Origin of the sequence: Micromonospora sp. NBC_00617 (assembly GCF_045161355.1) — a bacterium.
Taxonomy (GTDB): Bacteria; Actinomycetota; Actinomycetes; order Mycobacteriales; family Micromonosporaceae; genus Micromonospora.
On the sequence record NZ_CP107751.1, the window covers coordinates 984,313 to 996,728 of the forward strand.

Consider the following 12,416-nt stretch of genomic DNA (forward strand, 5'->3'; position numbering starts at 1 on the left):
ACTACCAACGCTTTGCTCGAGGAGAATTCGTGGACACGCTCACGACCGCCAAGCTCACCATTCCCACCGCTGACGGCGGAACCAAAGTGCATGCCATGCACGAACCAGTCGACTACCCGCGCCATCAGGGGCCCTTCAGTTCCCGAACCGTGCTCGCCGCGGCACACGTCGTCGCGGACGCTCGTGCTGACTACACCCCGGGGGAGCAGACTCCCATCGACTGGGAGGCCACGATCGCGTTCCGCAAGCACCTGTTCAGCTACGGAGTGGGCATCGCCGAAGGCATGGACACCTCCGAGCGCGGTCCTGGTGGCCTCCAGTGGGGGCAGGCCAAGGAGTTGATCCGACTGGGCGTGGCCGCCGCGAGGGAGGAAGGCGCCGCGGTCGTGGCCGGCGTAGGCACCGACCAGATCACGTCCCGCGACCCCGGTCTGGGCGAGATCGTCGACGCGTATCTCGAGCAGCTCGACTGGGTCCAGGCCCAAGGGAGCGCCGCGGTGATCCGCGCCAGCCACGCCCTTGTCGCTGCCGCCCGCAACGAAGATGACTACCTCAAGGCCTACGGCCAGGTCCTCGCCCAGGTGGACAAGCCCGCCATCGTGCACTGGCTCGGAACCGGATTCGATCCTTCGCTCGCCGGATACTGGGGACACGCCGACCCCGTCGAGGCGATGAATGTCGTCGTCCGCATGGCTGAGGAGAACTCGGCGCGCCTCGACGGGATCAAGTTCAGCTTGCTGAACGAGGAGCTCGAAATGGAGTTCCGCCGGCGCCTGCCGGAAGGCGTGAAGGTCTACACCGGCGACGATTACGGGTACACCAACCTCCTGCTGGGGGATGGTGAGCACCACAGCCACGGGCTCCTCGGTGTGCTCGACCCCATCGCCCCTGTCGCGTCCCTGGGCTTCTCCGCGCTCGACAGGGGCGACGAGGCGGGCTTCGTCGAGGCCATGAATTCCTCGATCCCCCTTGCGGTCAAGATGTTCGAGGCACCGGCCGACCGCTACAAGATCGGCACCGTGTTCATCGCCTGGCTGTCCGGGCACCAGAACCACTTCCGGATGGTCACCGGTCGGGAAGGATTCCGCTCGCTGCAGCACCTCACTGATCTCTTCGTGCTCGCTGACGAGATTGGCCTGTTCCCGGATCCCGCACTGGCGGCGCACCGCATGCGGCTGCTCCTGGCTGCGAGCGGCGTCGAATGACGGGGTCCGGCGATCAGCTCGTCGCCCCACGCGACGCGAACTGGGCCAAGGCGCTACCCCCGGCTCGCGGCGTCACCGCAGCCGAGATCCGCGCCCATCTCAGCGGGGCACGCCGGCTCGTCGTGCTCGATGACGACCCGACCGGCACGCAGACCGTCCGGGACGTCCCCGTGCTCACGCGATGGGACGTCGAGGATGTGCGGTGGGCGCTGCGCCAGGGGACATCCGGCTTCTACGTGCTCACCAACACCCGAAGCCTCTCCCCGGCCGCAGCGGCCGAACGCAACCGTGACGTAGCCAAGGCGTGCCTGGAGGCAGCTCGACTCGAAGACGTGCAGCTCACGTTCGCGAGCCGGGGCGACTCCACGCTTCGAGGTCACTTTCCCCTCGAAACGGATGTGCTGGCCGAGGTCCTCGCGGAACACGGCCAACACACGGACGCGGTGCTCCTCGCGCCGGCGTACATCGACGCCGGACGCGTCACCGTGGATGGAGTCCACTGGGCGGCAGGGCCGGCCGGTCTCGCGCCCATCGCCGACGGCGAGTACGCGCGCGACGCAACGTTCGGATACCACTCATCGCGCCTCGCGGAGTGGGTGGAAGAGAAGAGCGGCGGTCGTCTCCGTGCTGCCCAGGTGGCCGAGGTCCACCTCACGGACATCCGGGCTGCTGGCGGCGGGGCGTTGCGGGCTGTCCTGTCCGCAGCGCGGCACGGCCAAATCGTGGCGATCGACGCGGCCACCGACGACGATCTGCGCTCGGCGGTGTTGGACATCATCGCGGCCGAACGTGCCGGAGTCGGCATCGTCCAACGGGTCGGGCCGTCGTTCGTACGCGCGCGACTCGGGCAGGAGGACGGCTCACGCATCGACGACGAGCGCCTCGCCCAACTGGTCGATCCCGACGCCCACGGCCTGGTCGTCGTCGGTTCGCACGTGGGTCTGACCACGCGGCAGCTCGACGTGCTGCGACAGCGTCGTTTCCCTACCGAGCTCGAACTGGACGTCGCAATGGTGATGGATCCGGCGGTCCGAGCCTCGCACGTCGAGCAGCTGGTGCGGCAGGCAGTAACAGCATTGGCGGACAACCTGGTGGTGCTGCGCACATCACGGCAACTCGTCACCGGGGTCGATGCCAACGGGAGCCTCGACATCGCTCGGACGGTGAGCTCGGCGCTGGTGGACGCGACCGCCCGGATCGTCGGACAACGCCGCCCGTCCTTTGTCATCGCCAAGGGGGGCATCACGTCCTCCGACGTGGCAACCCAGGCTCTTCGCATGGATCGGGCCTGGATCAGAGGGCCGATCCTCGACGGCATCGTGTCGCTGTGGGAGGCGGCCAGCGGCTTCGCCGCCGATCTGCCCTACGTGGTGTTCGCCGGCAACGTCGGCGATGACACCTCGCTGGCTGACGTCGTCGAGCGGTTGGAAAAGGCATCTAATAGATCGGAGAAACCGGCATGAGAGTGATGATCACGGGGGGATCGGGATTCCTCGGCACCCTGTTGGCGCGCCGCCTCCTCTGCGGGGAGGTCGGCGTCGGTGGCGCAGCACCGCGTGCAGTCAAGGAACTTCTGCTGGTCGATCTGGTAGCACCCCAACCGGACCTCCTCGCAGACCCGCGAGTGGTACCGATCACCGGCGAGCTGGAGGCGCAGTTGCCCACCGTGGGCACAGCCGACCTCGTGTTCCACCTCGCCGGCGTCGTCAGCGGTGCCGCCGAGGCCGACTTCGACCTCGGCATGCGCACGAACGTGGACAGCACCCGCGCCCTCTTCGAATGGGCTCGCCGGCTTTCCGCGCCTCCGGTACTGGTCTTCTCGAGTTCGCTTGCAGTTTTCGGCACCAACCCCGCGGGCGAAGCAGTCGAGACCGTGCGGGACGACACCCTGCCGACACCGCAATCCAGCTACGGGGCACAGAAGTTCATCGGCGAGCAACTCCTGGCCGACTACACCCGCAAAGGGTTCGTCCGCGGACGCAGTGTCCGCCTGATGACCGTTTCCGTGCGACCGGGCAAGCCGAACGCGGCAGCATCGAGCTTCCTTTCCGGGATCATTCGAGAGCCGATCGCGGGGCAACGCGCCAACTGTCCGGTGCCACCCGACACCCCCATCGCCCTTTCCTCGCCAGGCCGCACGATCGACGGACTGATCCGGGCTGCTGAGGCCGACGACGTGACTTGGGGTAGCCGTACCGCGCTGAACCTCCCAGCGCTCACCACCACGCCCAGCAAGATGGTAGAAGCGTTGGAACGCGTGGTCGGTGCCGGCACGAGCGACCTGATCGACTGGACCGAAGACCCCGCCGTCTTCGCCATCGTCGGCAGCTGGCCCGCGCGCTTCGCCACGAAACGCGCGGAATCGCTAGGCCTGCTGCCCCCTCCCGACTTTGACGCGGTCATCCGCGAGTACCTCTCGACCATCGCTGGCAGTGACGCTGACCCGGCGCGGGTCGGTGGGCCTGGCGCCTGAACCTGACCCGACCCCAGGGCCCGGCGTTGTTCCTTGCTGTGCCGCCGTAGTTGAGGGCTGGCTAGCCTCGGTCTTTCATCTGGGTGGATGTTGGTAGGCGTGGCTCGATGATTCCGGCATTGAGAATGCCCGTGCTGGGTGCGGGCATGGTGAAGGCCCGGCGCGTGGGCCGGGTTCCTCCGTGGTGGTTGTCGGGCTCGGGGTGATGGTTCAGATGGCGGGGCGTGGTAGTGCAGCGAGGCGGCTGAACGCGGTGACCAGCGCGTTCGTCGGGGGCCAGTCGGTGGCGATGGCCAGCCGGGTTCGGCGGGCGGTGCGGGTGAGGCGGGCGGCGGCGTGCAGCAGCCGGTAGCGCCCCAGCTACACCAACTGCTGCTGGAACTCATTCCGGGTGGGGCGAAGAAGAGCCTGTCCGCCGCCCGGGCCAAGGCACTGCTGGCCACGGTCCGACCCCGCGACACGGTCGGCAAAGCCCGACGCCGGGTCGCTGCGGAGCTGATCGGTGACCTCGAACGCGTCTACCGGCGTTCCAAGGAAGCCGACAAGGAACTGAAAGAGCTCGTTGCTTCCACCGGGACCACGTTGATGGACCTGCACGGCATCGGACCCTCCGGCGCCGCCCGGCTGCTGGTCGAGGTTGGCGACATCACCCGGTTCCCGAACCGGGCCCACTTCGCCTCCTGGAGCGGCACCGCCCCCATCGACGCATCCTCCGGCGAGCAGGTCCGCCACCGACTCTCCCGCGCAGGCAACCGGCAGATCAACCCGGTGCTGCACATCATGGCCACCGTCCAGCTCCGCAACCCCACCGAAGGTCGCGCCTACTTCGACCGCAATGGGTCCGCTACCTACTGGCCTGCGTATGGGTCGTAGAACTGCTCGTCGTCGACGCCGAGCCAGTACGTCTGCTGACGTTCGGGCGGGGCTGCCCGGTGCAGCCCAGTCTGTCCCCCGTGCGAGCTACCTGCGAATGTCCACCGTGCGGTGACTACTTTGGGCGGGCAAATCCATAGCGTTCGGGGTACCCCGCGACGCTCCCGCCGCGGCTTCTCAAAGGAGTCATCGTGCGTCTGGTATGGCAGCTCTTGGCGGTTGCGGCGGTCTGGGTCCTCGGCAATCTGGGCACGGCGGCGGTGAAGGACACCCCCTGGCTGGCGCTCGTCGCCGGCCTGCTGACGGCCGTCGTCGGGGTCCTGGTCTACGGCTGGGTGGTGCGGCGAACCGAGCACCGGGCCCCCCTCGAGGTGTCGCTGAAGGGAGCAGGTGCCGGGGTCAGCTGGGGCACGCTGCTCGGCATTGCGCTGTTCGGGGCAGTCATCGCGAACATCGCCTTCTTCGGTGACTACACGATCAACGGCCTGGGCTCGCCGGCGAGCGCCGTCAGCCTGCTCGGGATCATGGCGGGTGCCGCTGTGGCCGAGGAACTGGTCTTCCGCGGTGTCCTGTTCCGCAACATCGAGCGCTGGACCGGAACCTGGATCGCGCTCGCGCTGACCGGCTCGCTGTTCGGCCTGATCCACCTGGCCAACGCGAACGCGACCCTGTTGGGTGCCGTCGCTATCGCCATCGAGGCAGGCGGGATGCTGACCGCCGCGTACATCGCCACCCGCAAGCTGTGGGTGCCGATCGGTCTGCACTTCGGCTGGAACATCGCCGCGAGCGCCATCTTCAGCACCGAGGTGTCCGGCAGTAACACCGCGCAGGGCCTGCTGGACGCGACGATCTCGGGTCCCGTGCTGGTCACGGGCGGCGACTTCGGACCGGAGGCCAGTGTCTACGCGGTGGTGTTCGGCGTGCTGGCCACCGGCGTGTTCATGTGGCTCGCCTACCGGCGTGGTCACGTGGTCCCCGTCCGTCGCTCGGCCCGGGCGGACGTGGCCGCTAGGCTCTCCCGGTGATCGATCTCCGGCGGGTCCTGGACCGGTGGCGGCAGCTCGATGTCACGGTCCGGGACCTGCCGCTCGCGTTGCTGCCGGCGGTCGCATCGATCGTGCCGGCGTTGCACGGGCTGGGGACGGAGGTCGGCGCGCTGCCGACCCGTCCCTTCGACGCGCTGGCCGTCGTGGCGATCGTCCTCCAGTGCTTCCCGCTCGCCGTTCGCCGGCGGTGGCCGGCCGCCTGCCTCGTCCTGGTGTTCCTCGGCTTCGCCCTCGACCAGCTCCGGGGTTACCACACGCTCGCGGGCGCCGGGCTCGCTATCGCGCTGCTGAGCGCGGGTGCCTACCTGGAACACCGTCGCCGCACGGTCACGATCCTCCTCTCGGGTGCCTATGTGGTGCTGGCGCTCGCGATCGACCTGGTCGGCGGTACCGAGCGGGCGGACGGGTACCTGACGTTCTACCTGGCGCTGGTCCTCGTGTGGGCCGTCGGCTCCTGGCTGCGCTCCACCCGGGTCGCCGAGACCGAACGGCGCCTCCGGGTCGCCGAGGAGACCCGCACCGCGGAACGCACGCGGATCGCCCGCGAGCTGCACGACGTCGTGACGCACCACGTGACGGCGATGGTCGTGCAGACGGAGGCTGCCAGGTACCTGACAGACGCCCCCGATCGTCTCGACGAGACACTGAATGCGGTCACCGACACGGGCCGGCGGGCGATCGGCGACCTCCGAAACCTCCTGGACCTGCTCGACCCGGGCCACGACGGCGCGGCCCGGGCACCGTTCCTCCGGGACCCGCACACGCTCGTCGAGCAGGCCCGTCAGGCCGGGCAGCCGGTAGAGCTCACCGAGGAGGGCACGCAGTCGGAATCCGCCGGGAGCGCCGAGCTGGTCGCCCACCGGGTGGTGCAGGAGTCCCTGACCAACGCCCTCAAGCACGCCCACGGCAGCCCGACGGCGGTCGGCGTGCGCTACGACGAACGGGAGATCACCGTGCAGATCAGCACTGCCGGGACCGGACCTGAGCAGGCCCTCGTCGGCGCCCGCCCGCGGTCTCCCGGCGGGAGCGGTCGGGGGCTCGTCGGGCTGCGGGGAAGGGTGGAAGCCCTGGGTGGCGAGTTCAGCGCGGACCGCGGGGCCGACGGCGGATTCGTCGTCCTGGCGCGCATCCCCACCGGGAGCCGGTCGTGAGTGCGGCGATCCGGGTCCTGGTGTGCGACGACCAGGCGCTGATCCGCACCGGGTTCGCGACGATCATCGACGCCCAGCCCGACCTCGAGGTGGTCGGCGAGTGCGAGGACGGGCGGGCCGCCGTCGACCTCGCTGGGCGACTGAACCCGGACGTCGTGGTGATGGACGTCCGGATGCCGGTGCTCGACGGTATCGAGGCGACCCGCCTGCTGGCCGGCGCCGGGGTGGCGCGTCCCGTCAAGGTGCTCGTGGTGACCACGTTCAACCTGGACGAGTACGTCTACGAGGCGCTGCGCGCCGGGGCGAGCGGGTTCCTGCTCAAGGACGCCCCGGCGGCGCAGCTGCTGAACGGCATCCGCACGGTCGCCTCCGGGGCGGCGCTGCTGGCGCCCGAGGTGACCAGGCAGCTCGTCGGCAGGTACGCGACGCGGATCCGGCCCACCGAGGGCGCCCCCGGCGACACGGCGCTGACCCGGCGCGAGCTGGAGGTGCTGCGTCTGATCGCCGACGGCCTGTCGAACGGCGAGATCGCCGCGGCCCTGGTGATCAGCCAGGAGACGGTCAAGACGTACGTGTCGCGCCTCCTGGCCAAGCTCGGTCTGCGCGACCGCGTGCAGGCGGTGGTCTACGCCTACCGCAACGGGCTGGTGACCTGAGGGTGGCGCACGGCGACGGGCGGTCGTCACTCCGCCCCAAGCGCTGCCACGGGTGAGGCGCGGGCCGCGGCCCGCGCCGGTAGCACCGAGGCGAGGAGCCCAGCGAGGAGGGCGATGGCCAGGACCGCCGCGAGGTCCGTCCACGGGACGGTGTACCGCACGTCGCCCATGAGGGACAGCGCCGTAACCGCGCCGGCCCAGCCGAACACGAGCCCGAGCACGATGCCGAGGATCGGGCCGATGCCGGCGATGAGCACGCCCTCGACGGCGAGCATGCCGCGTAGCTGTTCCTTGCTCAGGCCGATGGCCCGCAGGGTCGCCGACTCGCGGGTGTTCTGCTGGTGCTGGTAGCCGCCGTCCTCGGCGCTCCAGGTGGCGACCTGATCGAGGTAGGCCTGTTCGTCCGGGGTGAGGCTCGCTGGGTCGTACTCCTGGGGTGCGGCGACGGCGAGCAGATGGATACCCACCAGCGCATCCTGATTGGCTTCTTCGAGGCGCGAGGTGATTCCGGCGCCAAGGTCGCCGCGTGGGCTGCGTACCGGTCGAAGCCGAGCTCGACGCTCATGAGCCGGTGCCAGATCTCGTGCGTCTGGAGCCCGGGCGGGAGGGTCGGACGCTGCGGTGAGAACGCATACCAGGCAGCGAGGGAACGATGACCGTGAACGCGTCGGCCGGGTCACGACCGTGCTTCGACGGTTCCGCGAGACGCCGGCCGAGGTCGGCGAGCTCCAGGAAGGTGCTGGGCCAGCCGTGGGTAAGCGGACGGGGCCACAACACGGCCAGGGTCGTACTGCGGCCCGCGCCAGCTTGCGGTTATCGCGTTGCGGTGGCCAGTGCCGCGCGGATGGCGTCCGCGCCGGCTGGCCGGCCCTTCTCGTTCGAGGCCGGCCCGTACGGGGTTCCCCACACAGGCGTGCCCGTCGCCTGCCGCCAACTGTCGGCCAGCGGTCCCGCGTCCACCACGCCGTACCCGATGGAGGCGATGAATTCGGTCACCGCTGCCTTCGCGGGTGCGGAGTCGCCGGCGATCGGCAGGTATGAGCGGTCGGCCACCCCCGCCGGGCGGGCGAGTGAGAGCAGGTGCTTGAAATAGATGGTGTTGAACGCCTTCACGAGCTCGGCGTCCGGGGCGTACCGCAGCAGCAGCTCGCTCGAGGTGAGCGACGTGCCGTCGAGCTCGGGGATGTGCCCGTCACGATCGGGGCCGTAGTTGCAGGTGTCGATGACCGTCTTCCCCGCCAGCGGCGCGGCGGGGACGTCGGGGAAAGCCGTGACCGGCACCGTGACCACGACGATGCCACCGGCCGCCGCGGCTTCCTCGCGCGTCGCCGCGGAGGCCCGCGGCCCCAGTTCCGCGACCGTGTTCGCGAGCGTCTCGGGACCGCGTGAGTTGCTGAGCACGACCTGGTGGCCGGCCGTGACGGCGAGCCGCGCGATGATGCTGCCGATGGATCCGCTTCCGATGAACCCCACGGTTGTCATGTTCTCGATGTCCTTCCAGTAGGGCCTTGTCCTTGTCATGCCGGACGCGTTGCGATGGGGGTTCCTGCTGTCAGGTAGTGGAGAAGTAGTGGCCGTTGTCCAGATCGGCGAGGAGGCGGGGCTGAGCGGGTTCCCAGCCGAGGGTGCGGCGGGTGATGAGGTTGGACGTCGGGTAGCTCTGCGTGGCGACGTTCGTGAGGAACCCGAAGTATCCCGGCAGCATCAGCTCGTCCAGGGGGACGCTCACGGCGGGCACGCCCAGGCGGCTGCCGATGGCCTCGGCGATCTCGCGGAACGGGATGCCTCCGTCCTCGACCGCGTGCCAGTAGCTGCCAGCCGGGCCCTTCTCCAGCGCCAGGCGGAACAAGGAGGCGGCGTCACGGGCGTGCACGGCGTTCCACCGGTTCTCGCCGTCTCCGGGGTAGCCGGCGAAGCCCCTCTCCTTCGCGAGCGCGATCAGGGTGGGGAGGAAGCCCCCCTGGTCGGTCGTGCTGTGCGCGATGTTGGCGATCCGCACGACCGAGGACCGCACGTTCTGCTCGGCGAGCCCGATGACGGCGGCCTCCACGACGTTACGGGCCCGCAGGGTGCCCTTGTGCTCGTCGCCGACGGGAAGGGCCGGGTCGTTCTCGGTGCCCGGACGGCCCAGGTCCCTCCCGCTGCCGGGCGAGCCGATGCTCCCCGCCGCGACCAGCGGCTTTCCGGTCCCCGCGAGAGCCTCGCCGTACGCGAGCATGATCGGAAGCTCCGCGGCGGCGACGGCGGCCACCCCGCCGGACGGGAGCAGGTCCTGCCGGTGCGCGACGTGGATGACGCCGTCGGAGTCCGCAGCAGCCTCCTTGAGCCCCTCGAGGTCCTGGAGGTCGCCGCGGCGTACCTTCGCGCCGAGCGCGGATAGCGCCGCCGCTGCGGTGTCCGACCGGGCCAGGCCGGTGACCTCGTGCCCGGCGGTGACGAGCTCCGGGATGATGTACGAACCGGAATGGCCGGTCCCGCCAGTGACGAAGACGCGCACGGTACTACTCCTTGTGAGTGATGCGGGGGAAGCGTTGGTGGTGCGGGGTGGGCTCAGCCGGGGTGGGCTCAGCGGGGGAAGTCGACGCCGAGAGCGACGTCGAAGGTCCCCGCGCCGTTCCGGGCCAGGCCCATCAGCAGCGGCCCGACCCCTTCCAGCCAGCGGGCCATCTCCAGGCCGCCGACATCGAGGGGACGCAGCCCGAGGCTCTCGATGAACGCCGACACGCTCGCCTTGGCCCGTGCGTCGTCTCCAGCGAAGAACACGTCCAACGGACGCTCCTGGACCAGGACGTGGCCGAAGACGGTGTTGAACGCCTTCACGACGTGCGCGCTCGCCGGGGCCGCCTTGACGATCTCCTGCGCGCCGGACGTGCCCTCAGGAGTGACAAGCCCGGTGGCGTCGGCGTTGAAGGTGTTGGAGATGTCGATGATGACCTTGCCGGCCAAGGCATCCCCGTACTGGGCGATGACCGGCACGGCGCTGGCGTACGGCACGGCGAGGACGACGATGTCGCCCACAGGGACGGCGCCGAAGGTCCCCGCCGTGGCCCCGACGCCGAGCTCGGCGGCAAGGCCTTTGGCCTTGGCCTGGTCGCGGCCGATGAGTTGAACGGAGTGGCCGCCCGATACCGCGCGTGAGGCGATGGCGTGGGCCATGCCCCCCAGGCCGATGAAACTGATGCTGCTCATGATGAGTACTCTTTTCCTCTGGTCTGAATCGAACGGCTTGCCCGTCCGTCGTTCTTAGGTGGTCGTTTATTGGCTGGTCGCTTCTTAGATGGTCACAACCGGCCGGTACGCGCGATCACCTCGCCGGCGAAGTCGAGCAGCTGGTCAAGGCTGGTGAACATCGCGAAGGCATCGAAGTACGCCTCGTCAACACCGGACTCGGCGTACCGCTTCAGCTGGTCCGCGACCGAGTCCACGGACTTGCCCGGATCGAGGTTGATCCGCATGGCCGTCTTGAGTGCGTCGGGATCGCGACCGGCGTCCTGCGCCGCTCGACGCGCGATCGACCACAGGCGGCCGGCACCCTCGTCCTGACTACTGATCGACGCAGCGGGCGCCGGCCCTTCGACCCCGAGCCAGCCCACCCCGCTGCGGCCGACCCGGCGCATCGCGGCCTCGCTGGCACCACCGATCCAGATGGGCGGCCCGCCCACCTGGACCGGACGCAGGCCGGCGTGGACCGGCGCCATGGTGAAGAACTCGCTGTCCCAGGACACGGGACTGGTCGTCCACCACGCCTGCAGGAACGCCAGCGTGTCATCGAGCATCCTGCCGCGCCGGCTCCAGTCCGCGTTGCGGGCCACGTCGTACTCCTGCTTCATCCACCCCACCCCGACTCCGACGCCAAGGCGTCCGCCGCTGAGCACGTCGAGCGTGGTCAGTTGCCGGGCCAGGTGCGGCGGCTCGTAGTAGAACGTGCTGAGCGTGCTGGTGTTCAGGCGCACCCGGCTGGTCGCCGCCGCAGCGACGGTCAACAGCAGCATCGGATCGAGGGAGCGGGTCATCTGCGGCCCTCGGTCCAGATAGCCGCTGCCCAGATCAACCGGCGTGACCAGGCGATCACCGATCCACAGGGTGTCGTAGCCAAGGTCCTCGAGTCCGCGGACGAAAGCGCTCAGGGCGGGGGCGTCGCTGACAGCGGGCCCGACAACAGGAATCACGAAACCGAGCTGCATTGCGTTGAGCCTCCTCGGGCGAATTCCTTCGCCACTGTTGATGTCTGACAGCGGCGAGCCGGTGGTCCATCGACCAACCAGAGCGCACGGCATTCTGTTCGCCGACTGCTTGGTGACCCCCGAGGGGCAGCTGGGTCAGCCCGTGAACTCGTTGACGCCTAGGGCGAAGTTCCCGTGGCCGATCCCGTTGCCGGCGAGGCCTACCGTGAGCACTCCCGCTCCTTCGAGCCAGTGCGCCATCTTCAGGCCGCCGACGTCCAGCGGGCGCAGGCCGAGGCTCTCGATGAATGCCGCCACGTCCGCCTTGGCCCGCGGGTCGTCACCGGCGAAGAAGACGTCGGGCCGGCCGTTCTCCAGAACGCCACGGAAGATGGTGTTGAAGGCCTTGAACACGCTGGCGTTGGCCGGGGCCACCTTGGCGACCTCCTGCGCGATCGAGGTCGCCTCGCTGTGGGCCAGGCCGTCGAACGCGGCGTTGAAGGGATTGCTGATGTCGACGATGGTCTTGCCCGCGAGGGCGTCTCCGTACTGGGCGACGGTCGAAACGACACCGGCGTACAACACGGCCGTGATGACGATGTCCCCGGACGGGACGGCGCCCCACTCGCCCGTCGTCGTGCCGCCGCCCAGAGCCTTGGCCAGGCCCTCGGCCTTGGAGCGATCACGTGCCATGATCTCGACGGAGTTGCCGCCCGCCACAGCGAGCGTGCCGATCGTGCGGGCCATGTTCCCCGCACCGATGAACGTGATGCTGCTCATGAGGTGTGCCTCTTTCTCTGTGCTCGAGGCGCCTGTTCTCCAGGCGCCGCTCTGACTTGTTCGTGCGTG

General features: G+C 69.4%; 13 protein-coding genes. 7 read left to right on the forward strand and 6 right to left on the reverse strand.

All coding sequences use genetic code 11. The features are described from left to right. Positions 1-29 precede the first annotated feature (29 nt). From OG505_RS04425 to OG505_RS04455, 7 genes are all read left to right on the forward strand, one after another. A complete protein-coding gene (locus OG505_RS04425; RefSeq protein ID WP_405431174.1) occupies positions 30-1,205 on the forward strand; it encodes a DUF993 family protein in 1,176 nt (391 codons plus the stop codon). Continuing rightward, entirely contained in the window at positions 1,202-2,668 is a 1,467-nt protein-coding gene (locus tag OG505_RS04430) for a four-carbon acid sugar kinase family protein (RefSeq protein ID WP_405431176.1), read from the forward strand. The genes OG505_RS04425 and OG505_RS04430 overlap by 4 nt, the downstream gene beginning before the upstream one ends. Further along, positions 2,665-3,678 carry a D-erythronate dehydrogenase gene (gene denD, locus OG505_RS04435; RefSeq protein WP_405431178.1) on the forward strand — a complete coding sequence of 338 codons (1,014 nt, stop codon included), beginning with the start codon at positions 2,665-2,667 and terminating at the stop codon, positions 3,676-3,678. Before OG505_RS04430 ends, denD begins: the two co-directional genes overlap by 4 nt. A gap of 585 nt (positions 3,679-4,263) precedes the next feature. Next, a complete protein-coding gene (locus OG505_RS04440) occupies positions 4,264-4,551 on the forward strand; it encodes a transposase (protein ID WP_405434383.1) in 288 nt (95 codons plus the stop codon). Between the two features lie 191 nt (positions 4,552-4,742). Beyond that, entirely contained in the window at positions 4,743-5,576 is an 834-nt protein-coding gene (locus OG505_RS04445; RefSeq protein WP_405431179.1) for a CPBP family intramembrane glutamic endopeptidase, read from the forward strand. Continuing rightward, positions 5,573-6,748, forward strand: a complete 1,176-nt coding sequence (locus OG505_RS04450) for a sensor histidine kinase (RefSeq protein ID WP_405431181.1) — start codon at positions 5,573-5,575, stop codon at positions 6,746-6,748. Before OG505_RS04445 ends, OG505_RS04450 begins: the two co-directional genes overlap by 4 nt. Continuing rightward, positions 6,745-7,404: a response regulator gene (locus OG505_RS04455; protein ID WP_405431183.1), complete on the forward strand. Its 660-nt coding sequence runs from the start codon at positions 6,745-6,747 to the stop codon at positions 7,402-7,404. Before OG505_RS04450 ends, OG505_RS04455 begins: the two co-directional genes overlap by 4 nt. A gap of 26 nt (positions 7,405-7,430) precedes the next feature. On the opposite strand, the gene OG505_RS04460 is transcribed toward OG505_RS04455, so the two are convergent. From OG505_RS04460 to OG505_RS04485, 6 genes are all read right to left on the reverse strand, one after another. Next, positions 7,431-7,871 (reverse strand): FtsX-like permease family protein, encoded by a 441-nt coding sequence (locus tag OG505_RS04460; RefSeq protein ID WP_405431184.1) that lies wholly within the window; start codon positions 7,869-7,871, stop codon positions 7,431-7,433. A 346-nt stretch (positions 7,872-8,217) separates the two neighbouring features. Further along, positions 8,218-8,886 carry an NADPH-dependent F420 reductase gene (locus OG505_RS04465; RefSeq protein WP_405431185.1) on the reverse strand — a complete coding sequence of 223 codons (669 nt, stop codon included), beginning with the start codon at positions 8,884-8,886 and terminating at the stop codon, positions 8,218-8,220. A 70-nt stretch (positions 8,887-8,956) separates the two neighbouring features. Then, positions 8,957-9,901 (reverse strand): SDR family oxidoreductase, encoded by a 945-nt coding sequence (locus tag OG505_RS04470; protein ID WP_405431187.1) that lies wholly within the window; start codon positions 9,899-9,901, stop codon positions 8,957-8,959. Between the two features lie 68 nt (positions 9,902-9,969). Continuing rightward, complete coding sequence (locus tag OG505_RS04475; RefSeq protein WP_405431188.1) at positions 9,970-10,593, reverse strand: NADPH-dependent F420 reductase; 624 nt, start codon at positions 10,591-10,593, stop codon at positions 9,970-9,972. A 92-nt stretch (positions 10,594-10,685) separates the two neighbouring features. Continuing rightward, positions 10,686-11,588, reverse strand: coding sequence for a TIGR03619 family F420-dependent LLM class oxidoreductase (locus OG505_RS04480; protein WP_405431189.1), 903 nt, complete (start codon positions 11,586-11,588; stop codon positions 10,686-10,688). A gap of 135 nt (positions 11,589-11,723) precedes the next feature. Next, positions 11,724-12,347 (reverse strand): NADPH-dependent F420 reductase, encoded by a 624-nt coding sequence (locus OG505_RS04485; protein WP_405431190.1) that lies wholly within the window; start codon positions 12,345-12,347, stop codon positions 11,724-11,726. Positions 12,348-12,416: the final 69 nt, after the last annotated feature.

Bases quoted from the DNA above. Each gene is read 5' to 3' on its own strand.
- OG505_RS04480 (WP_405431189.1), bottom strand. From the start codon at position 11,588: ATGCAGCTCGGTTTCGTGATTCCTGTTGTCGGGCCCGCTGTCAGCGAC.
- OG505_RS04440 (WP_405434383.1), top strand. From the start codon at position 4,264: ATGGACCTGCACGGCATCGGACCCTCCGGCGCCGCCCGGCTGCTGGTC.
- OG505_RS04485 (WP_405431190.1), bottom strand. From the start codon at position 12,347: ATGAGCAGCATCACGTTCATCGGTGCGGGGAACATGGCCCGCACGATC.
- OG505_RS04465 (WP_405431185.1), bottom strand. From the start codon at position 8,886: ATGACAACCGTGGGGTTCATCGGAAGCGGATCCATCGGCAGCATCATC.
- OG505_RS04475 (WP_405431188.1), bottom strand. From the start codon at position 10,593: ATGAGCAGCATCAGTTTCATCGGCCTGGGGGGCATGGCCCACGCCATC.
- denD (WP_405431178.1), top strand. From the start codon at position 2,665: ATGAGAGTGATGATCACGGGGGGATCGGGATTCCTCGGCACCCTGTTG.
- OG505_RS04430 (WP_405431176.1), top strand. From the start codon at position 1,202: ATGACGGGGTCCGGCGATCAGCTCGTCGCCCCACGCGACGCGAACTGG.